Here is a 20809-nt window from a genome sequence, read left to right as displayed (position 1 = left end):
TTTTCAGGTACACTCATGCACTGGAAAAAAATTCAGCTTGCCGACTTAAGATTTCTCCAGCGCGATTTACCAGTTTTTACGGTAACGAATGATACCTTCTTAACCGGTTAACCCACTTTGGAGCTAGAATATCGAGGTGCTCGTTTTAAACAAGGGCCCATTCGGGCTATCCGCAATAGCTTCCCTTTAGATAATGAAATGTAACTAGAGAATTAGGAGCATGTGTTTCGGGCTGATCACCGGCAGGAGCCAACAGGAGAAAAGATGATTTATGCGCAGAGTAAGTTACATCGACTTGCCGGGGGGAGAAGGGAGGAGGTGATTCAACCGTTTAACGCACTTTTTTTACGAAAAAACGGAAACAGGATTCTTTGTCGCCGATTTTAGATCGGTCGGTTAAATAGTTAATTTTTCTTTTTGTGTTGGAATTTCCGAGTAGCTTCTACTTATAAGGGTTTGGTAAGCGCACCGTTTGACGCGCTCACCTATATATACAGTAGGTTAGAAGTTGACCACTTCTTCCTCTTCATCAATGGACTCAAGGGACAGCGCGAGCCCACCGCCGGCAATGGCGCCAACGCTTTTCGCCTCATCCTCCTCAGGCACGGCCTTAGGTTTCTTTCCCTCTTCATACATTTTGATACGCAGACGCAGGTTATTGGCAGAGTCCGCGTTCTTGATCGCCTCCTCGTGGCTGATCCGCTCTTCCACGTAGAGTTTGAACAGTGCGGCGTCAAACGTCTGCATGCCAAGGTTTTCCGACTTCTCCATCATTTCCTTGATGTTGTGGAATTCACCCTTGAGGATCAGCTCGTTAATCGTCTGGGTACCCAGCAGGATTTCCACCGCGGCACAGCGCTTGCCATCGACCGTTGGCACCAGGCGCTGTGAAACAAAAGCGCGGATATTCTGCGACAGGGACATCAGCAGTTGTGGGCGGCGCTCTTCGGGGAAGAAATTCACAATCCGGTCGAGGGCCTGGTTGGCGTTGTTGGCGTGAAGGGTGGAGATCGCCAGGTGGCCGGTCTCGGCAAAGGCGATGGCGTGCTCCATGGTTTCGCGATCGCGGATCTCGCCAATCAGAATTACGTCTGGCGCCTGGCGCAGGGTATTTTTCAGGGCGGCGTGAAAGCTGCGGGTATCGACACCGACTTCCCGCTGGTTGATCACACTCTTCTTGTGCCGGTGCACATACTCCACGGGATCCTCAATGGTGATGATGTGTCCACCACTGTTGGTGTTGCGATGGTCGATCAGCGCTGCCAGAGAGGTGGATTTTCCGGAACCGGTGCCACCGACAAACAGCACCAGGCCACGCTTGGCCATCACCACATCCTTGAGGATGGGCGGTAACTTCAGGTCATCAAACTTCGGGATTTCGGTGACGATATTTCGCGCAACAATGGAAACCTGGTTGCGCTGCCAGAAGATATTGATCCGGAAACGCCCCACATGGGGAATGGTCATCGCCAGGTTCATTTCCAGTTCGCGCTTGAACTCCTCGCGCTGCTCCTCATCCATGATTTCTGTGGCGATCTTCTCGATCTCCCCGGGCGCAAGTGGCTCCTTGCTCAGGGGCTTCAGTACACCCTGAAACTTGGCACAGGGCGGTGCTCCGGTACTGAGGTAAAGGTCAGAGCCATCGTTTTTGGCGAGTACACGGAGATAACCGGTGAAATCCATTGATTCAGTTCCTGCTGGCGCGAAAATCGTCGAGTGCAGAGACTACCAAAACCGTGATGCATCGCAAATAAAAAACGAGATCGGAGTCTCGTTTTCAAGATCAATAAATCAACACTTACCTTCGGTAGCTAACAGGACTATGCGCGCAGCCGTTAAAAACCATCGATAATCATTTTCCCTTTTTCGGGGGGCAGAGCCGCTACTCCTTTTCTGCCAATTTCTCGCTACCTTCCTCTGGCGCGATCAGACTGACGAGCTGCCAGTCCGCCGTCAGTTCAAACTCGTGGGAAATCGTATTGATATGAATTTTCCCCTGTGGGTCCACCGCATACAGCTGCGTAGCACGGTTGCCGTAGGTTTCCCGGTAATCCTCGATGGTAAAGGCTTCGGTGATGCGGGTGGTTTTGATCGTTGCCCCTTTTGCCACCAGGCTGGCAAGACGGCTGTAGCTTGCACTGTCAGAGAAGAGCTCCAGCTTTTTCGCGTACTCCTCTGACACCTTGTGGCTAGCTCGCCCTTCCTGGGTACCGCTACTTAATCCCAATACCGAGCCATCTCCGAGGATGTGCTCGAAGTGGTAGGTCACCAAGGGATTGAGCTGTTTGTAGGGCGACAATACCAGCACCTTGCCCACTGTGGATAAGTCCATAGTCAGGCTCGCGTGCTCGGAGATGGGGTTACCGTAATAGGTGGGGATATTTTCCATGCGTGCCTCGCGGATGGCGTCCCAGTTGGTATCCGCAATCCGCACCGGAACGCCCTTCTCCATCAGGTCTTTCGCCAGCATGCGCGCAAACTTGGCACCGCCAAACAACAGGTAGCCATTGGGATAAGGCGCACGCACGCCCAGCAGCTTGGCAACTGTTTTGGATGTGAGGCTCTGCAGCACAACGGTGGCGATAATCACCAGAAAGACCATCGGCACCAACAATTCGGACTTGGGCAGCCCAATGGTGTCCAGCTTCAGGGCAAAAAGTGCAGAGACTGCCGCAGCCACTATGCCCCGCGGCGCTATCCAACTGAGCAGCGCCAGCTCACGCCAGCTCAAACCGGAACCGGGAGACGACAGGAATACCGAGAGCGGCCGGGCGACAAACATGATCGCCACCAAAACCAGCAGCGCGCCCCACCCCAGCTGCGTCAGTGTGAAAAACTCCAGGCGCGCGGCAAGCAGGATAAACAGTGCCGAAATCAGCAGTACGCTGAGGGTTTCCTTGAACTCCAGAATGTCATCGACATCCAGGTTTTTCATATTTGCCATCCAGATGCCCATCACCGTCACCGTCAGGAGGCCGGATTCATGGGTCATCAGGTTGGAGGCGGCGTAGGCACCGAGCATCAGCGTCAGTACCGCCGTATTGCGCAGATAGTGTGGTACCCAGTTATTCCTTAGCAGGGAGCCCACGAAATACCCCATCAAGGAACCAACGCCAAAACCGATAACCACGACTTTGAGGAAAGTGATCAGGGTATGCTCCAGCGCACCGTGCAACGCAACGATGTACTCGTAGACCAGCACCGCAAGCAGGGCACCAATGGGATCGATAACAATCCCCTCCCAGCGCAAAATATTTGAAATGCGGGTATTCGGGCGCACTGTGCGTAACATGGGCACAATCACCGTGGGCCCGGTTACCGTGACAATGGCGCCGAACAAGGCGGCCATTTGCATTGGCATGCCGAGAAAATAGTGTGCAGCAGGCGTCGCAACCAGAAAGGTCACAAGGGCACCCAGAGTACACAAATTGCGCACCATGGTGCCGTGCCCGGCAAGGTCAGAAAACTTGAGGGTAAGCGCCCCCTCGAACAGAATGATGGCAACCGCCAGCGATACAATCGGAAAAAGCAGGTCGCCAAACAGAGCGTCCGGATCGAGAATTCCCGTCACCGGCCCCAGCACCAATCCTGCCAGCAGCAAGGGCAAAATCGCCGGCAGCTTGAGCATATAGGCTAAGTACTGACAGACAATCGAGACAATCCCCACCATCACCAACAACGCCATGGGGTTTGCGAGGATATCTTCCATAATATTTGCCTGCCGAATTCAGGGAATGTTTAAGAGCGAGAGTATCATTGTGCACATATTCGCGGAAAATCTATTGCCTCGACTGTTTGGCGTCGACCATATTAGTATCGACGGTTCGCACCAAAGCCACGTTATAACAGGACCACTCCTCGACAATCCGGCTTCACCCGTCGATCAATCCCCTGTAGGCTCCGCCCAATGCCAACTGAAAACACAGGCCCCAAAATGAGTAACAATGACCTCCAAGCCGTTCTCGACCTCAGTTGCGAAGAACGCTACGAGTACTTTCTGGACCTGGTCGGTGAAGAGCGGGAAGTGTGGATACTGATCAATAGCGACGAGCACTTTCTGAAGCTGCACTCGGACGAAGATGGCGGCTTTGACTATTTGCCAGTGTGGCCCAGCAGCGAATTTGCCGAGGCGCATGCCGGTAGCGACGCGGACCTGAGCCCCAGAAGCATTCCCCTGCCCCAGTTCCTCAACCGCTGGCTGCCGGGCCTGAAAAAGGACGGAATCGAAGTGGGTGTTTTTCCGGGATCGGATGAAAGTGTCTGGATTACCGAGCCTAAGGATCTCGAACAAGACCTGCGTGACGAACTAGCCCGCTTCTGAGCGACCGCCCCGAACCATAGTTCACAGGGCGGGTCTCAAACGGGCTAAAACCGGCCGTCAGTGCTTGTGACTTTTGGCCTGCCGATACAACTGATCCTTGAGGTGGGCCCGCTGGATCTTCAGCTCATTGAAGTGGTTGTCATCGGTAGCCACACCGCGCTCTTCCAGACCGCGGATGGCCTTATCCAGCTTGTGGTAATTGTCTCTGTCGGTCTTGAACTGAATACTGTCTTGAATCAGGTGGCGGATACTGTCGGCGAGATCGGGAAATTCGGTTTCCAGGGTGCGCATGGCCATCGACTGGGACTCCTCGTTAGCGTTGGTTAACACCTAAAGTCTAGTCTCGATTGGCGCGAAATGGATTCTTGGTGCACCAGGCCAGGCTGTCCAAGCGGTCACAGACTCCCGAGATTAGCGCTATTCGGTAGGTCATATACCGACGAGAAAGTACCACCCTCACAAGTACAGTGAGGGTAAGCAACGAAAAAAGTTGGAAATTTACTCTGCCGATACTAGCGGACAGTCGCAGGCATACCATCGGCGATCTGATACACCTTACCGGTCTTGGTCACCCCGGCGACGGAGTACACCTGGTAATAAAACGCCCAAGTACCATTCGTCCGGACCCCCACCAAAGACGCCGCCTCGCCAACATCATTTTTGTAGTCCGTCTTTTTCAGGGACTTCAGCACGCCGCCCGGGAACTGACCAGAAATATCCCCATCGATCGCGTTCTGGTCAATCATGTCATTCGGCCCGGAGACACGATTAAAGTGCCCAATCTTTGGCGGGTTACCCGCGCCGCAGGCAAAAGAGCAGCCGTTCATCGTATCGGTAAAAAAGAAGTCAGCCGCATTGCCGAGATTCATTACCCGGAAATCGTTGTTCATAAAGGGCAAGTAATAGGCGGAGAACTGATGGGAATGTTTCGAAGGAGCGCCACTGGCCTCGGACACTTTATAGGCAACCGCAGAGGAACCAGTGCTCTTCAGCCCCTTGTTGACAGGGTCCTTGGCGATATTGACGGTAACCAGCCCACCCTGATTGTGCTTCGCAGAGTAGTTGGCCAAACCCCCGTTTTGCGAGGGGGTGGTCACCATTGACTGCACGTCGATAGTCAGGACGTTATTTCTCAAAAAGCTGATAGGGTTGCTTAAAAATGATTTGTTGGCACCGCCGGACATAGCACAAATTCCTTTTATTTTAGAAATTCAAAGGATTATATGTGCACTTTGTGTGAAGACGGTGAGGATTCAGCCGAAAGGCACAAAATTCATTCTATAGCACCAAGAACAGAGAGCCCTCGGCGCAATGTACACCATCGAACGGCAGGCCAATCTGCTGCCGTAAAAGCCCCGTTTAATCGCGGTAAAGCCAAATTACAACGTTGGTGCCGGGTTATAGCCCTTGTGGCTAGGCAAGAGCAGCCGTCCATCGACACTGTTTCGAGGGAACGCGACAAGTTCCCACATCAAGCAATAGCGTGGGCTTGAATCGGAAATTGTTGGTGCACATCTGCCAAAATATCGAGAAAGGAGAAGTAGTAATCCGTACCGGGAAATATTTTCTGCCGGGCCAATCCACAATTCCAAACATGATATAGGGCGTACCAGTTGTAATGGTCTACCCGCAAAGAAAGATTGGCAAGAATACTTTATGTCACGATTTGATTTCACCATCTAGCCCGAAACAAAAAAGCCCCGCATTTGCGGGGCTTTTTTTAAGCTAAATATCAAAGTCAAATTTGAATGTTAGCTTAACCGTTCACAACTAATCGTTACAGGTTTGTATCGGTAGTCGCAGTAGAACCTTCCAAGCACTGAGCGGCAGTAGCAATAGAAGAGTTCGCAGTGTTGGAGGTATAAACTACCTGGCCGTCACCACTAATAGAAGCCGCTACTTTACAGCCAGCATTGGCCCAAGTCAGAACTGACGCAGTTGCTTCAGCAAGAGTAACTGACGCAGTCAGTTCAGTAGTGTTACCAACTTCGGTGTTAAGAGTGTTACAGCCAATGCCGGTACCAATACAAGCTTGCGCTTTGCCAACAAATCCAGCTACGCCTTTCATAGCGGCACCGCCGTAGGAGGTAGCGACGTACTCGCGATAAGCAGGAACTGCAACCGCAGCAAGAATGCCGATAATCGCTACCACGATCATCAATTCAATAAGAGTAAAGCCCTGTTGCTTTTTCATTGTAACCGTCTCCATACAGACTGTTGTTGTTAGTGAAATCCCGTGAGGAAGTCGGCAGTTAAGATACAGGGGTTGTGGCAAAACGCGCAAGCGCGAAAATTGCCTTATCCCCCCGCACCTGGGGGGGAAATACCCACAAAATGGATATTTATTGACCAATCCTCCTACCCAGAAGCAGGTAATAGGCAAACTGTGACACAAATTGTCACATCCAGTTGAGAATGAGAGGCCTAGCTTCGAAGCAAATGGGGCGAATTGCGCCACTACCAATTCATCGCACAACTCCAACCTTAACAAGTCACATTAAATTTGCGTCTTAACGCTGTGAACAGATTGGCTCTTGGGGTAATTGGCGGCCAAGCCTTTATTCGTTATATTGATGCTCAATACAACACTGCTCTACGAACAACAAACATACAAACTTACATAGTAATCAGTTCCCAAAATGAGCTCCACAAACAGCCCCCCCCTGAGCGGTCTGGCCAAGCGGCTGGTGCTCGACAAAGTAATCGATGAAGCCACAGCAGCCTCAGCACTAGAGGCTGCAAAACGTGAACGCCAGAGTTTTGCCCAACACCTGGTGGAATCCAAACTGGTCAAAAGCAGAGAACTGGCCAACAGTGCGGCAGTGGCATTTGGCAGCCCTCTATATGACCTAGGCAGTTACAACTTCGAACTGCTTCCCAAAGATGTTGCCGATGAAAAATTGATCAGCAAGCATTTTGCTCTTCCCCTCTACAAACGGGGCAGTCGCCTTTTTATTGCGGTGGCGGATCCAACCAACCTCGCGGCACTGGACGATTTCAATTTCAATACCGGCTTGAACACTGAAGCGGTATTGGTAGAGTCAGATAAACTAGCCAAAGCGATTGAAAGCTATCTCTCCAATAGCGGCGATATGGGTGGCGGTCTAGAAGGGCTTGATGACGACGATCTTGACAATCTAGATGTGGACGGGGGGGATACACCCGACCAGGATCGAGATAACGAGCCTGGAGGAGACGAAGCCCCTGTTGTACGTTTTGTGAACAAGGTGCTCTTGGACGCGATACGTACCGGTGCCTCCGATATTCACTTCGAACCCTATGAAAAGATCTATCGGGTACGCATGCGTACGGATGGTATTTTGCACGAGGTAGCGCGCCCTCCAATCCAGTTAGCCGGCCGCCTTTCAGCCCGACTCAAGGTAATGTCCAAAATGGACATCTCCGAACGGCGAGTACCCCAGGATGGGCGGATCAAGATGAAGGTCTCCAAGACCAAGGCCATCGACTTCCGGGTGAATAGCCTGCCTACCCTGTGGGGTGAAAAAATCGTACTGCGGATTCTTGATCCCTCTTCAGCCAAACTGGGCATCGATGCCCTCGGCTACGAAGAAGAACAGAAACAGATTTACCTGGATGCGCTAGATCAGCCCCAAGGTATGATTCTGGTAACTGGACCTACAGGCTCCGGTAAGACCGTATCCCTGTATACCGGCCTGAATATTCTCAACACCCCGGAGCGCAACATTTCTACTGCGGAAGATCCGGTGGAAATTAACCTGGAGGGGATCAACCAGGTCAATGTATCCAACAAGGTAGGTTTGAATTTCGCTGAGGCACTGCGCTCCTTCCTGCGTCAGGATCCGGATATCGTGATGGTGGGGGAAATCCGGGATCTGGAAACTGCCGAGATCGCGATCAAGGCGGCGCAGACGGGTCACTTGGTACTATCGACCCTGCATACCAACTCTGCACCGGAAACATTGACCCGCCTGATGAATATGGGGGTTCCCACCTTCAATATCGCCACCTCGGTTAGTGTGATTATCGCCCAGCGCCTGGCGCGACGCCTTTGTAACGAGTGTAAAAAGCCCGCACAGCTTCCAGACGAAGTATTGCAAGATGAAGGATTTGATACGGTAACCATCCCAAAAAGCGAATGGCAGATATTCCAGCCAGTGGGCTGTGAGCACTGTACCAAAGGCTACAAGGGACGCGTGGGTGTGTATGAAGTGGTTCGCATCACTGATGGAATTTCGCGCATTATAATGGAGGGCGGTAATTCAATTCAGATCGCCGACCAAGCACGCAAGGAAGGTTTCAATAACTTGCGCGTCTCCGCATTGCGGAAAGTGGTGATGGGGGTCACCAGCCTGGAAGAAGCTAACCGGGTTACTAACGATTAATCCCTTTAAGACAACACTATAGATTAGCAATAACAATCGGGAATTACACCATGGCCAATGCCGCCGCCAGTGCAGTAGCAACCACCTATATATATAAAGGCGTGGATGCCAAGGGCAACAAGGTCGAAGGAGAGGCAAGCGGCACCAGTCCCGCACTGGTGAAAGCCCATCTCCGTCGCAAGGGTATTATTGCCAATCGAGTGCAGAAAAAATCCGCCCCTCTGTTTGGCGGTAAAAAGAAAATTAAAGCTGGTGATATCGCGCTGTTTACCCGTCAGTTGGCAACTATGACCAAGGCTGGTGTACCCCTAGTTCAGAGCTTTGAAATCGTCGCCGATGGTAGCGATAACGCAAGCTTAAGAAAATTAATTCTTGAAATTAGGGATGAGGTAGCTTCCGGCACCAGCTTCGCCGAAGCATTGCGTAAACATCCACTCTATTTTGATGAGCTGTTCTGCAACTTGGTGGATTCTGGTGAGCAATCGGGTGCTCTCGAGACCATGCTGGGAAGGATTGCCACCTACAAAGAAAAAACGGAGTCATTGAAGAAGAAAATCAAGAAAGCAATGACCTACCCTATTGCCGTAGTCATCGTTGCTGTTGTTGTAACTGCTATTTTGCTCGTTAAGGTGGTACCCACTTTTGCTGAAACCTTTGCCGGCTTTGGTGCAGAGCTCCCTGCATTTACACTGTTCGTGCTCGGAATTTCTGACTGGATGCAAGCCAACTGGCTCATAGCCTTTATTGGAATCGTTATCGGCATTGGCGGCACTCTTGAAATTAAAAAGCGTAACAAGAAAGTGGCACACTTTTTCGACCGACTTGCACTGAAAATTCCAGTGCTCGGCCAGATCACTTACAACTCAATTGCTGCACGTTATGCCCGCACACTCTCAACAACTTTTGCAGCAGGTGTCCCCCTGATTGATGCACTTAGATCCGTTGCTGGCGCCACAGGTAATGTAATTTATCAGGAAGCAACCTTCAGAATTCGTGACACTGTTGCTACTGGCGTGCCGCTCAATACTTCCATGAGCACATCTAAGCTTTTCCCACCCATGTTAATCCAGATGACCGCCATCGGTGAAGAAACCGGTGCTCTGGATGAAATGCTGAGCAAGGCCGCAGACTTTTACGAAGAAGCTGTGGACAATATGGTTGACAATCTTACTGCCCTCCTTGAGCCCATGATCATGGCTGTATTGGGAATTCTAGTAGGTGGCCTGTTGATCGCCATGTACCTCCCCATCTTCCAGCTCGGCAAAGTTATCTAAAATGATCGAAACGCTAATTTCCCACCCAGCGCTGCTACTAAGCAGCGCTTTTGTTTTAGGCCTGCTAGTCGGCAGCTTCCTGAATGTCGTCATCCACCGCCTCCCGATCATGATGGAGCGCGAGTACCAGCGGGACTTTTACAGCTACTTTGAAAAAACGCCCTCTGCGGCAGAACAAAAGCAGCTGGATGAAACCTACAACCTGGTGCTGCCCCACTCCCACTGCCCCAAGTGCGAGACGATCATCAAGCCCTGGCAGAATATCCCCATCATCAGTTACCTGCTGCTGAGAGGTAAGTGCGGCAATTGCAATGCACCGATTTCCAAGCGCTACCCGATGGTGGAGCTGGTTACGGGTATTCTGACCGTTATTGTGGTGTGGCAGCTGGGCTTTACCTGGCAGGCGCTGGCCGGGGTGTTTTTTACCTGGGCGCTGGTGGCACTGACCGGGATTGATTTCGACAAGCAGTTACTGCCAGACAGCATTACCCTGCCGCTGTTGTGGGCGGGCCTGTTGATTAATATCTGGGGCGTGTTTGCACCCTTACAAGATGCAGTGATCGGCGCTATTGCCGGCTACCTGGCACTCTGGGGTGTGTTCCATATCTTCAAGCTGGTGACCGGCAAGGAAGGGATGGGAGCCGGGGACTTCAAGATCCTTGCGGCCATCGGAGCCTGGTTTGGCTGGCAGGTACTGCCAATGGTGATTCTGCTCTCTGCCGCCGTCGGTGCGCTGGTGGGTATTTTGTGGACACTGATTTCCGGGCGGGACAAGAACCTGCCAATCGCCTTTGGCCCCTATCTCGCCGGCGCGGCCTGGATTGCCATGCTGTGGGGCGAGCAGATTATGGGCTGGTACTTCCGTGTTTCCGGGCTGAGCAGTTAAGGTGACTTTTACCGTAGGGCTCACCGGCGGTATCGGCAGCGGAAAATCCGCAGCAGCGGCACGGTTTCGCCATCACGGTGTGAATGTGGTGGATGCGGACTGGGCTGCGCGGGTTGTGGTGGAGCCCGGCCGACCGGCACTGCTGGCCATTGCCGAACATTTTGGCGATGACATTCTGCTCGCCAACGGTTCGCTGGATCGCGCACAGTTGCGCAAACTGGTGTTCGACAACCCGGTGGAGCGGGTCTGGCTGGAACGGCTGACACACCCGCTGATCCGGGACGAGATCATTGCGTCGCTGACTGCAAGTAAAGAGACTCACACTGCGCCTTACGCCATGCTGGAATCTCCCCTGTTGATCGAGACCAGCCAGTCTGAGCTGGTGCAACGTATCTGTGTGGTGGATTTACCGGAAGAGGTGCAACTGGCCCGCGCCAGTGCGCGGGATGCCAATTCTGTGGAGCAGATCCGCAAGATTATGGCCGCCCAGCTGCCACGGGCAGAGCGGTGTGCAAAGGCGGACGATATTCTGGATAATAGCGGCTCATTGGCGTCGCTGGAGGCCCAGGTGGACAAGCTCCACCAGCAGTATCTGGCGATAGCAACGCGCTCATGACCAACACATCATGACCCGCCCACCGTAACCAGCAGTTTTATCATGTCCGACAAGCCGACCGTCCCCTGCCCTACTTGTAAAAAGCCGATAGAGTGGAGTTCAAGCAACCCCTTTCGGCCATTTTGCTGCGAGCGCTGCAAGTTGATCGATCTGGGTGAATGGGCCAGTGAGGGGCACAAGATCCCGGGTCAGCCGGTGTATGACGATGTACTGAGTGACGACCTGGATCCGAACAAGACTCGGCACTAATCCGCCAGCCACATCCTTGCCTGCAGCCCCCACTTGGACGTCATTCCGGATGTTACTGCGCTGACCTTGCCCTCGCGATCGACAATGGCGATTGTTGGGGTCACCTGTAACCCCCAGCTGGCACTGAGTGCCCCACTCGGGTCGTTGATCGTCCGAAAATTGAGGTGGTGTTGCTGCTGGTAAGTGGCCACTTCCTCCGGGGTGCCCGACTGCAGGGCGACGGTGATGACCTGATGATCTTGCGCGAGGTCGGAAACCGCCGGGGAAATCACACGGCAATAGCCACACCAGGTTGCCCAGAAATAGATCATTACCGGGCCCTTCTGCGTCATTGCTTGCAGGTCGAGTGGCAAACCGTTGATATCCGGTGCAACCAGCACTGGAGCCACGCCCTTGGGCATATTGCGCCCGTGGTACCAGGAAACCGCGCTGACAATGACCGCGGCCATCAGCAGAAACTTGAGAAGCGACCACAGCCGCCTTTTCCAGACTCCTGTTTTTCGCAACGCTGACTGCTGACTCACTGGTTGGCTCACTAACTGCTTTCCTCGATCAGCGCATTCAGCCCGGTCACTTCAATCTCTCCACTGACGTAGCGCCACTGCAGGTTAAAACCGCAGAGTTCCATACCGTAAATCCGCTCAGGATCCGGCTGCTGGTAAGCCGGCTTGGGGTCCTGAGACAGCACCTGTTTGATGAGCTCGGGCAAATCCGTGCCCCAGTCATCGCGATAGTTTTGCGCGACCTGAGCAATCGCCTCGGGAAGATGTACCGGGGTTGCCGCCGGTGCCGCTTCTGCCAATGCACTAGTGGCAGCGGGGACACTGTCGGCATAGGGAATATAGGGTTTGATATCCAGGATCGGGGTGCCATCCAGCAGGTCGGCGCCGGCTACGATCAGTTCAACCCTGGGGTGCGTGCGCACTTCGATCAAGCGCACTACCGACAAACCGATATTGTTGGGCCTGAACGGAGAGCGTGTGGCGAAGACACCGAGCTTTTTGTTGCCCCCCAAACGCGGGGGACGCACCTTGGGGGACCATTGGCCGGCGACCTGGTGAAACTGCCAGGTAAGCCAGAGGTGGCTGTGCTGCTCCAGGCCGGCAACTGCATCCGGGTCGTTGAATGGGGGGATTAGTTCAATGGAAGCACGGCTGGCATCCGCCAGCAGGGGCTGGCGGGGGATGCCGAACTTTTCGCTAAAGCAGCTGTGCGCTACGGCTACAGGCGTGATATTTAAATTCGGGCTCAAATGTCACCCATTTTAAATTCCGTCCATACTAAATTCCGCCCATACACAGATACTTGATTTCCAGGTAGTCATCGATGCCGTACTTGGAGCCTTCACGGCCGGAACCGGATTCTTTAATACCGCCGAAGGGTGCCATTTCGTTGGAAATGATACCTTCGTTGATACCCACCATGCCGTATTCAAGCCCCTCCGCCACACGCCAGATACGGCCAATATCGCGGGAGTAGAAATAGGAAGCGAGTCCGAATTCGGTATCGTTGGCCATGCGAATGGCTTCTTCTTCGCTGGAAAATTTAAACAGCGGTGCGACCGGGCCGAAGATCTCTTCCTTGAAGAGTTTCATGGTGTCATCCACACCGGTCAATACGGTGGGGGTATAGAAGCACTCACCCATGTCACTGGGGCCACCGTCATTGAGCGCCTTGGCGCCTTTACCCAGGGCGTCGTCCACCAGGGCCTTTACGTCTTCCACTGCGGTAGCATTGATCATGGGGCCGACTTCAATTCCCTCTTCCGCGCCATTTCCCATTTTCAGCGCACTGACGGCAGCGGAAAATTTCTGCGCGAACTCGTCGTAGACTTTGTCCTGCACAAAAATGCGGTTGGCACAGACACAGGTCTGCCCGGCGTTGCGGTACTTGCAGATGATTGCGCCTTTTACTGCCTCATCGATATCCGCGTCGTCGAATACGATAAACGGGGCATTGCCGCCCAGTTCCATCGATGTTTTCTTGACGGTCTCGGCGCACTGGGCCTGCAGCAATTTACCTACCGCGGTGGAGCCGGTGAAGGTGAATTTACGCACCAATGGGTTGGTGGTCATTTCCTTGCCGATTTCCCGCGAACTTTTACCCACGACGACGTTGAAGACACCTTTCGGCACACCGGCTTCTTCTGCCAGTACGGCGAGTGCCAGTGCGGACAGCGGGGTTTCCGACGCGGGCTTGGCGATGAAGGTGCAGCCGGTGGCCAGTGCCGGGGCGAGCTTGCGCGCGATCATGGCGCTGGGGAAGTTCCAGGGAGTCACCGAGGCGGTAACGCCCACCGGCTGTTTGATCACCACGATGCGTTTGTCGCTGGAGGGCGGCGCTATAACATCGCCGTAGGCGCGCTTGGCTTCCTCTGAAAACCACTCGAGGTAGTTGGCCCCGTAGATGATTTCGGTTTTGGCTTCAGCCAGGGGTTTGCCCTGTTCGGCGGTGAGGATTTTTGCGAGGTCGTCGGCGTTGTCGACGATGAGGTTATACCAGTCGCGCAGGATTTTTGCGCGGGCTTTGACGGTGAGGTCTCGCCAGGCAGGCCAGGCGGTATTGGCCGCTTCGATGGCACGCCGGGTCTCGATTGCTCCGCAGCTTGCGATGGTGGCGACGGTTTCGCCGGTGGCGGGGTTGGTGACGTCGAGCGTGTTGCCGTTGTCGGCATCCACCCACTGGCCGTTGATATAGGACTGTTTGCGCAGCAGGTCGGGGTTTTTGAGATTAAGCATTTGGGGTCCTTTCCTCGTAGTTGCCGGCGAGCTTTGTGGCGGCACAGCTGGCTGGGTCAACCTTGCCAGACACGCCGTACACCCATCCATGGGGGCTCGGCTGCGGCCGGTCCGGCCGCTTCAACGCGGCGCCTTCGGCCCTGGCCGCAGACGGTCTGGCAAGGTTGACCCAGCCATCTGTACCTTCAATTCAAGGTTCAGTTATAACCGGCAAGTTTAGCTTTGCGCCGCATTAAACGCCTTTACCTTAAGGGTATTGCGGCGCCCCTTGACGACTGCAACCAACTACTATTTTTTCTTCTTCACAAACTTCATCAAGCGACGCTTCTTCGCTTTCTGGCGGTCGCTGAGTTTGTTTTTCTTGTCCTTGTAGGGGTTGTCACCGGTGCGGAATTCGATTTTTACCGGGGTACCGTGCAGATCCAGGGCTTTGCGATAGGTTTTTTCCAGGTAGCGCACGTAGTGGTTCGGTACCTGCTCTGTCTGGTTGCCGTGAATCACAATGATCGGCGGGTTCTGACCACCGGCGTGGGCATAGCGCAGTTTGATGCGGTGGCCGTTAACCAGTGGAGGTTGGTGCTCACTAATCGCCCACTGCAGGATACGCGTAAGGTGATTGGTTGAGAGCTTGTCGGTAGCGGACTGGTAGGCGGCCTCAATGGACTGGTAGAGGTTGCCAACGCCGGTGCCGTGCAACGCGGAGATAAAGTGGATATCCGCAAAGTCCACGAAACGCAGGCGGCGCTCCAGTTCGGTTTTTACGAAGTCGCGGTGATCCGGATCTAGCCCGTCCCATTTGTTCAGGGCGACGACCAATGCACGGCCCGCCTGAATGACACTGCCCATCAGGTGCAGGTCCTGGTCAACGAGGCCTTCGCTGGCGTCGATTACCAGCACCACTACGTTGGCATCTTCCACGGCCTGCAGGGTTTTGACGATGGAGAATTTCTCCACGGACTCTTTGACGTTTTTGCGGCGGCGAATACCGGCGGTGTCGATGATGGTGTAGGGCTTTTCGTCGCGGGTGTAGTTGATGTACACGCTGTCACGGGTAGTGCCGGGCTGGTCGAATACCACTACGCGGTCTTCGCCCAGCAGGCGATTCACCAGGGTGGATTTACCCACGTTGGGGCGGCCGACGATGCCGATCTTAATGCCTTTGGCTTCTTCCTCTTCTTCCGCTTCTTCCGGTGCTGGCAGGCCTTCGATGAGGCGCTCCATCAGCGAGCGCACGCCGCGGCCGTGGGTGGCGGTGGTGGGGAAGAGTTCGCCGATGCCTAGCTCATAAAAAGGTGCCAGGGCGATGTCCGGGTTCACGCCGTCCACTTTGTTGGCCACCAGGATGGTGGGCTTGGAGCGGGTGCGCAGGCGCTCGGCGATCATGTCGTCGGCGGGGGTGAGACCGGCACGACAGTCCACCATAAACAGGACAAAATCCGCTTCTTCGATGGCTTGCATGGACTGCTGGGCCATGGCCGCGTCGATGCCCTCTTCACCACCGCTGATACCACCGGTGTCCACCAGGATCATCTTGCGGCCTTCAAATTCCGCCTCGCCGTATTTGCGGTCGCGGGTGAGACCGGCGTAGTTCGCCACCAGAGCATCGCGGCTCTTGGTCAGGCGATTGAAGAGGGTGGATTTACCCACATTTGGGCGCCCTACCAGGGCGATTACAGGCAACATAATTTCGTTCTACTCAAAATTCTGGCCACTGCCAGAAATACAAACGCCCGCATACTGCGGGCGATGATCAATTGGAGTGGCGAGGTTCGGTTGTGAACTTCGCCAACTACAAATGCATTACTACCGGATTACTGCAGCCGCTCGAGGCTCAGTGCGACCAGTTCGCCGTCATCTGACAGGGCAAACAGCAGGTCACCATCCGCCAGCAGCGGAATCCGCACCGGGTCGCGGTCGATGCGGGTACGGCCCACAAAACGTCCGGTGGTGGGATCCAACGCGTGCAGGTAACCCTCCAGGTCACCAACTACGACCACATCACCCAGATACGCCGGCCCACTCAGCTGGCGGCGCAGCAGCTCGCTGTTGGTCCACTGGATCTGCCCATTACCCACATTGTAGGCATGGACACTACCGTTGGCGTCGCTCAGGTAAACCTGGCCCGCGCCTACGGCCACATTGTGGTTGGTAGACGCGTCACGGGCCCAGAGGCCACGGCCATCTTCCCGAGACAGGGCAACAACACGGCCCTGGTAGCTGGCGGCAAACACCAGCTCACCGCGCACCAGTGGTGCGCCGTCGATATCCACTACCCGCTCCAGTTCCGCAGAACCCTGGGGAATGGCAACCCGCTGTTCCCAGCGGGAGAGGCCATCGGCGGCACTCAGCGCAATCAGCTTGCCGTTATCCAGGCCGGCATAGACCACACCGGCAGAAATGACCGGGCTGGCAGTGCCGCGCAGGGTCAGCACCGGCAGCACGGTATTATGGCGCCAGCGCTGTTCGCCAGTGCTGGCATCCAGTCCCAGCAGCTTGCCGTCTACGGTCTGCACTACAACGACGCCGGAACCCACTGCCGGCGTGGACACCACTTCACCGCTCAGCTGGGTCGCCCAGCGCTGGCTGCCGTCGTTCAAATCCAGCGCCACCACTTTGCCGCGAAAATCCGCAACAACCGCAAGGCCCAGACCGACGCCAACACCACCGCTGATGGACTGGTCGATATCCACTCGCCACAGACGCTTACCGGTGGCGCGATCAAAGGCGTAAACATCACCATCACTGTTGGCGGCAATCACCTTGCCGTCGATGATGCCGGGCTTCAGCATCGCGTAGCGCAGGGCGTCGATGTCGCCGATATTGTTGGACCAGACTTCGCGCAGCTTAACGCTCTCGCTGATTTCCACCAGTTCTACGGGATCTGTGTCTTCCTTCTCTTCGTTGGAAGCACAGGCACTGATCACCGCGGCCAGGGCAACCGCTACTATCCGGTTAAGTGCCTTTTGAGTGCGTATCATTGCGCATCACTCTCCTTGTCTGCGTCCTTCGCTTCTGCATCACTGTCGGACTCTGCAGCGGCGCTGCCCAGGCTTTCGATCTTCAGGTCCAGCAACTGGGAACCGGAAGACTGCTCCGGCAACAGTTGTGCACGGGCCTGCTGGTAGGCGGCGCGGGCAGCGTCTTTATCGCCCTGCTGCACCAGAATATCGCCACGGGTTTCCGCGTAGAGTGCGGCGAATGCGGCGGGCACATCGCCCTCCAGCAACGCCAGCGCTTCTTTGGTTTCACCGCGGGCGGCCTTTACTGCCGCCAGACGGCGCTTGGCAACGAACTTGAGCGCGTCATCACTGGAGTTATCCAGTGCCCACTGCAGCTCTTTGATGGCCGTTTCCAGGTCGTTTTTCTTTGCCGCCATCGCTGCCAGTTCCAGGGAGGCTTGGGTGGCGTAGATGCGCGTGGCGTAATCGTCTTTCAGTTCGCGGGCCAGGGACTGAGCCGTGGTCAACTGCTTGTTATCCGGTTTGCCCTGATTGGCAGATACGGCTTCAACAAAACCCTGGTACAGATTAGAGGCCGCTTCCGCTTCGCTGCGCTCCTTGCCCTGCCACCACTGCCAGCCAAAGTAGCCGGCCAGCGCCAGTACGATACCGGTGACGATGCCGGTGCCGTTTTCTTTCCACCAGCGCTTGATCGATTCAATCTGTTCTTCTTCGGTCAAATGGTCAGCCATTTCTTATTCGCCTTATTTTTAAATCCAATATCCGAGTCAACCAGGGGCGATCAGCTCTTTAGCCAATCAGCCCTGTAAAATGCTTGCCAGTTCCGCCAGTGCGACGGTCTGCTGTTCAACCTCTGCGCGCAGGGACTTCACGGTTACCTGCCCCGCCGCCGCTTCATCTTCACCGATGATCAATGCGTAGTCAGCGTTGCTTTTATCGGCCTTTTTCATCTGGCTCTTGAAGCTGCCGCCACCGCAGTGGGTCTGCAATCTCAGCCACGGCAGCTCGCTGCGCAGTTGTTCCGCGGCCGCCAAGGCAGCGGATTGTACATCACCCACCGCAACCAGGTAGGCGTCTACCTGCTGGTCCAGGGTATCCGGCAGCACTTCAAGGGTTTCCAGCAACAGCACCAGGCGCTCGACGCCCAGGCCGAAGCCCACCGCCGGGGTGGGTTTGCCGCCCATCTGCTCGACGAGGCCGTCGTAACGGCCGCCGGCACACACGGTACCCTGGGCACCGAGACTGTCGGTCACCCATTCGAAAACCGTTTTGCCATAGTAGTCGAGACCGCGCACCAGGCGCGGATTTACCTCGTAGACCACACCGGCCGCATCCAGGAATGCGCGTAACTGATCGAAGTGTGTACGGGATTCCTCGTCAAGGAAGTCCAGTAGACAAGGGGCATCGGTCAGCAGTTCCTGAGTATCCGGATTTTTACTGTCCAGAATGCGCAGCGGGTTGCGCTCGAGACGGCGCTGGCTGTCTTCATCCAGCTGATCTTTACGCACCGACAGGTATTCCACCAGGGCGTCGCGGAAGGCCGCTCGGCTTTCGCTGTTGCCGAGGGAGTTCAGCTGAAGGGTTACATGCTCGGAAACCCCCAGCTGCTTCCACAGGCGTGCGGTCATCATCAGGATTTCTGCGTCGATGTCCGGGCCTTCGATGCCAAAGACTTCTACACCAAACTGGTGGAACTGGCGCAGGCGCCCCTTCTGTGGGCGCTCGTAGCGGAACATGGGGCCGAAGTACCACAGGCGCTGGGGCTGAATCAGCAGGTTGTTCTGAATGGCCGCGCGCACGGTGCCGGCAGTGCCTTCCGGGCGCATGGTGACACTATCACCGCCCTTGTCGTCAAAGGTGTACATTTCCTTTTCGACGATATCGGTGGCCTCGCCCACGGCGCGGGCGAACAACTGAGTCGCCTCAAGGATGGGCGTGCGGATCTCACTGTAGCCGTAGCGGGCGAAGAGTTCGCTGAGGGTGCTTTCCACGTACTGCCACACCGGAGACTGGGTGGGCAGCAGGTCGTTCATGCCGCGGATGGCGCGAAGTTGTTTCAACGGTAATCCTTACTTACTAATCGATCGTCACACCGGCCGCTGCCGGTATCCTGATTTCTGCGGACGCTGCTTACTCGGCAGTTTCTTTCGCAATGATGCTGGCTTCCTGCTCTGCCTTGGCCGCGGCTTTCTCGCGGATCAGCTTTTCCAGGTCGTCCACCAGATTGTCGTTCTTGAATTTGCGGTCCGGCTGGCCGTCCACGTAGATAGCGTGGCTCGGAGTACCACCGGCAAGTCCGATATCCGCCTCTTTGGCTTCACCGGGACCGTTGACGATGCAGCCGATTACCGCCACATCCAGCGGCGTGGTGATATCTTCAAGGCGGCTCTCCAGCTCGTTCATGGTTTTCACCACATCGAAGTTCTGGCGGGAGCAGCTGGGGCAGGCAATAAAGTTGATGCCCTTGGTGCGCAGGCGCAGGCTCTTGAGCAGATCCCAGCCCACCTTCACTTCTTCTACCGGATCCGCCGCCAGGGACACCCGCAGGGTATCGCCGATGCCGTCCAGCAACAGCGCGCCCAGGCCAATGGCGGATTTCACGGTACCAGCGCGCAGGCCGCCGGCTTCAGTAATCCCCAGGTGCAGGGGCTGTTCAATCTGGGTGGCCAGTTTGCGGTAGGCCGCAGTGGCCATAAAGATATCGGAAGCTTTTACGCTGACCTTGAAGTCCTGGAAGTTCAGGCTGTCCAGTATGTCCACATGACGCAGGGCGGATTCCACCAGCGCGTCCGGTGTTGGTTCGCCGTATTTTTTCTGCAGGTCCTTTTCCAGGGAGCCGGCATTCACACCGATACGGATCGGAATATTCAGGTCGCGCGCTTTGTCGACCACGGCACGGATACGCTTCTCGCGACCGATATTGCCGGGGTTGATGCGCAGACAGTCGACACCCAGATCCGCCACGCGCAGGGCGATGCGGTAATCGAAGTGGATATCGGCCACCAGCGGCACATTCACCTGTTTCTTGATCTCGCCGAAGGCCTCTGCGGCCTCCATGGAGGGCACGGAAACCCGCACTATGTCGGCGCCGGCGCGCTCCAGCTGCTGTATCTGCCCTACCGTGGCAGCCACATCACAGGTTTCGGTGTTGGTCATGCTCTGCACCGAAATGGGCGCACCGCCGCCGACCGGCACATTGCCCACCATGATCTGGCGCGACACGCGGCGAACTATGGGTGACTCGAACTGCATAACAAAACCTGTATTGGTTACTGAGCGGGCCAAAAGGCTGGAGATGGAAAAACGGGGGGATTATAGAGAGATTGGGCGCAAACCTACAGCGCACCCCTAAAAATCTACTGCGCGTGCGCCTGACGGCGTCCGGCGGTGCTCGGCACCCT

19 protein-coding genes are annotated in these 20809 nt (G+C 55.3%); 6 read left to right on the top strand and 13 right to left on the bottom strand.

Annotated elements, in window-relative coordinates; all coding sequences use genetic code 11:
• Positions 1-501 precede the first annotated feature (501 nt).
• Complete coding sequence (locus GRX76_RS08270) at positions 502-1683, bottom strand: PilT/PilU family type 4a pilus ATPase (RefSeq protein WP_160152873.1); 1182 nt, start codon at positions 1681-1683, stop codon at positions 502-504.
• Between the two features lie 199 nt (positions 1684-1882).
• Positions 1883-3709 carry a sodium:proton antiporter gene (locus GRX76_RS08265; protein ID WP_160152872.1) on the bottom strand — a complete coding sequence of 609 codons (1827 nt, stop codon included), beginning with the start codon at positions 3707-3709 and terminating at the stop codon, positions 1883-1885.
• A 225-nt stretch (positions 3710-3934) separates the two neighbouring features.
• On the opposite strand from GRX76_RS08265, the gene GRX76_RS08260 reads away from it, so the two are divergent.
• Positions 3935-4321 carry a DUF2750 domain-containing protein gene (locus GRX76_RS08260; protein ID WP_160152871.1) on the top strand — a complete coding sequence of 129 codons (387 nt, stop codon included), beginning with the start codon at positions 3935-3937 and terminating at the stop codon, positions 4319-4321.
• A 57-nt stretch (positions 4322-4378) separates the two neighbouring features.
• Here GRX76_RS08260 and GRX76_RS08255 read toward each other — a convergent pair whose 3' ends face one another.
• The 3 genes from GRX76_RS08255 to GRX76_RS19430 all read right to left on the bottom strand — a co-directional run bounded on the left by GRX76_RS08255 (position 4379) and on the right by GRX76_RS19430 (position 6515).
• Positions 4379-4651 carry a YdcH family protein gene (locus GRX76_RS08255; protein ID WP_201276943.1) on the bottom strand — a complete coding sequence of 91 codons (273 nt, stop codon included), beginning with the start codon at positions 4649-4651 and terminating at the stop codon, positions 4379-4381.
• A gap of 182 nt (positions 4652-4833) precedes the next feature.
• Complete coding sequence (locus GRX76_RS08250; RefSeq protein WP_160152870.1) at positions 4834-5505, bottom strand: hypothetical protein; 672 nt, start codon at positions 5503-5505, stop codon at positions 4834-4836.
• A 593-nt stretch (positions 5506-6098) separates the two neighbouring features.
• Positions 6099-6515, bottom strand: a complete 417-nt coding sequence (locus tag GRX76_RS19430) for a prepilin-type N-terminal cleavage/methylation domain-containing protein (RefSeq protein WP_305075899.1) — start codon at positions 6513-6515, stop codon at positions 6099-6101.
• Between the two features lie 445 nt (positions 6516-6960).
• On the opposite strand from GRX76_RS19430, the gene pilB reads away from it, so the two are divergent.
• From pilB to yacG, 5 genes are read left to right on the top strand one after another with little or no spacing between them, the layout of a single operon-like run.
• Positions 6961-8685, top strand: a complete 1725-nt coding sequence (pilB, locus tag GRX76_RS08240) for a type IV-A pilus assembly ATPase PilB (RefSeq protein ID WP_160152868.1) — start codon at positions 6961-6963, stop codon at positions 8683-8685.
• Positions 8686-8735: 50 nt separating this feature from the next.
• A complete protein-coding gene (locus tag GRX76_RS08235) occupies positions 8736-9959 on the top strand; it encodes a type II secretion system F family protein (RefSeq protein ID WP_160152867.1) in 1224 nt (407 codons plus the stop codon).
• A 1-nt stretch (position 9960) separates the two neighbouring features.
• A complete protein-coding gene (locus GRX76_RS08230) occupies positions 9961-10845 on the top strand; it encodes an A24 family peptidase (protein WP_160152866.1) in 885 nt (294 codons plus the stop codon).
• 1 nt (position 10846) lies between these two features.
• A complete protein-coding gene (coaE, locus tag GRX76_RS08225) occupies positions 10847-11461 on the top strand; it encodes a dephospho-CoA kinase (protein WP_160152865.1) in 615 nt (204 codons plus the stop codon).
• Positions 11462-11503: 42 nt separating this feature from the next.
• The gene (yacG, locus tag GRX76_RS08220) at positions 11504-11710 is read left to right on the top strand and encodes a DNA gyrase inhibitor YacG (protein WP_160152864.1); all 207 of its coding nucleotides are present in this window, start codon (positions 11504-11506) and stop codon (positions 11708-11710) included.
• Here yacG and GRX76_RS08215 read toward each other — a convergent pair.
• The 8 genes from GRX76_RS08215 to ispG form a co-directional block, all read right to left on the bottom strand.
• Positions 11707-12159, bottom strand: a complete 453-nt coding sequence (locus GRX76_RS08215; RefSeq protein ID WP_160154887.1) for a protein disulfide oxidoreductase — start codon at positions 12157-12159, stop codon at positions 11707-11709. The genes yacG and GRX76_RS08215 overlap by 4 nt on opposite strands.
• An 86-nt stretch (positions 12160-12245) precedes the next feature.
• Positions 12246-12962, bottom strand: a complete 717-nt coding sequence (gene tsaA / locus GRX76_RS08210; protein WP_160152863.1) for a tRNA (N6-threonylcarbamoyladenosine(37)-N6)-methyltransferase TrmO — start codon at positions 12960-12962, stop codon at positions 12246-12248.
• 28 nt (positions 12963-12990) lie between these two features.
• On the bottom strand, positions 12991-14448 hold the full coding sequence (locus GRX76_RS08205; RefSeq protein ID WP_160152862.1) for an NAD-dependent succinate-semialdehyde dehydrogenase: 1458 nt from the start codon (positions 14446-14448) through the stop codon (positions 12991-12993).
• 288 nt (positions 14449-14736) lie between these two features.
• Entirely contained in the window at positions 14737-16131 is a 1395-nt protein-coding gene (gene der, locus GRX76_RS08200) for a ribosome biogenesis GTPase Der (RefSeq protein ID WP_160152861.1), read from the bottom strand.
• A 128-nt stretch (positions 16132-16259) separates the two neighbouring features.
• Positions 16260-17426 (bottom strand): outer membrane protein assembly factor BamB, encoded by a 1167-nt coding sequence (bamB, locus tag GRX76_RS08195; RefSeq protein ID WP_160152860.1) that lies wholly within the window; start codon positions 17424-17426, stop codon positions 16260-16262.
• Positions 17423-18139 (bottom strand): tetratricopeptide repeat protein, encoded by a 717-nt coding sequence (locus GRX76_RS08190; protein ID WP_160152859.1) that lies wholly within the window; start codon positions 18137-18139, stop codon positions 17423-17425. Before GRX76_RS08190 ends, bamB begins: the two co-directional genes overlap by 4 nt.
• A 66-nt stretch (positions 18140-18205) precedes the next feature.
• Entirely contained in the window at positions 18206-19468 is a 1263-nt protein-coding gene (hisS, locus tag GRX76_RS08185; RefSeq protein WP_160152858.1) for a histidine--tRNA ligase, read from the bottom strand.
• Between the two features lie 70 nt (positions 19469-19538).
• Positions 19539-20660: a flavodoxin-dependent (E)-4-hydroxy-3-methylbut-2-enyl-diphosphate synthase gene (gene ispG / locus GRX76_RS08180; RefSeq protein WP_160152857.1), complete on the bottom strand. Its 1122-nt coding sequence runs from the start codon at positions 20658-20660 to the stop codon at positions 19539-19541.
• Positions 20661-20809: the final 149 nt, after the last annotated feature.

This window comes from Microbulbifer sp. ALW1 (genome assembly GCF_009903625.1).
Lineage (GTDB): Bacteria > Pseudomonadota > Gammaproteobacteria > Pseudomonadales > Cellvibrionaceae > Microbulbifer.
This window is presented reverse-complemented; position numbering and strand designations above follow the sequence as displayed.

Excerpts from the sequence above, each read along its gene's own strand:
- ispG (WP_160152857.1), bottom strand. The coding sequence starts at position 20,660 with ATGCAGTTCGAGTCACCCATAGTTCGCCGCGTGTCGCGCCAGATCATG.
- GRX76_RS08265 (WP_160152872.1), bottom strand. The coding sequence starts at position 3,709 with ATGGAAGATATCCTCGCAAACCCCATGGCGTTGTTGGTGATGGTGGGG.
- GRX76_RS08230 (WP_160152866.1), top strand. The coding sequence starts at position 9,961 with ATGATCGAAACGCTAATTTCCCACCCAGCGCTGCTACTAAGCAGCGCT.
- bamB (WP_160152860.1), bottom strand. The coding sequence starts at position 17,426 with ATGATACGCACTCAAAAGGCACTTAACCGGATAGTAGCGGTTGCCCTG.
- GRX76_RS08215 (WP_160154887.1), bottom strand. The coding sequence starts at position 12,159 with ATGGCCGCGGTCATTGTCAGCGCGGTTTCCTGGTACCACGGGCGCAAT.
- GRX76_RS19430 (WP_305075899.1), bottom strand. The coding sequence starts at position 6,515 with ATGAAAAAGCAACAGGGCTTTACTCTTATTGAATTGATGATCGTGGTA.
- yacG (WP_160152864.1), top strand. The coding sequence starts at position 11,504 with ATGTCCGACAAGCCGACCGTCCCCTGCCCTACTTGTAAAAAGCCGATA.
- GRX76_RS08250 (WP_160152870.1), bottom strand. The coding sequence starts at position 5,505 with ATGTCCGGCGGTGCCAACAAATCATTTTTAAGCAACCCTATCAGCTTT.
- GRX76_RS08235 (WP_160152867.1), top strand. The coding sequence starts at position 8,736 with ATGGCCAATGCCGCCGCCAGTGCAGTAGCAACCACCTATATATATAAA.
- GRX76_RS08190 (WP_160152859.1), bottom strand. The coding sequence starts at position 18,139 with ATGGCTGACCATTTGACCGAAGAAGAACAGATTGAATCGATCAAGCGC.
- der (WP_160152861.1), bottom strand. The coding sequence starts at position 16,131 with ATGTTGCCTGTAATCGCCCTGGTAGGGCGCCCAAATGTGGGTAAATCC.
- GRX76_RS08260 (WP_160152871.1), top strand. The coding sequence starts at position 3,935 with ATGAGTAACAATGACCTCCAAGCCGTTCTCGACCTCAGTTGCGAAGAA.
- pilB (WP_160152868.1), top strand. The coding sequence starts at position 6,961 with ATGAGCTCCACAAACAGCCCCCCCCTGAGCGGTCTGGCCAAGCGGCTG.
- GRX76_RS08270 (WP_160152873.1), bottom strand. The coding sequence starts at position 1,683 with ATGGATTTCACCGGTTATCTCCGTGTACTCGCCAAAAACGATGGCTCT.
- GRX76_RS08205 (WP_160152862.1), bottom strand. The coding sequence starts at position 14,448 with ATGCTTAATCTCAAAAACCCCGACCTGCTGCGCAAACAGTCCTATATC.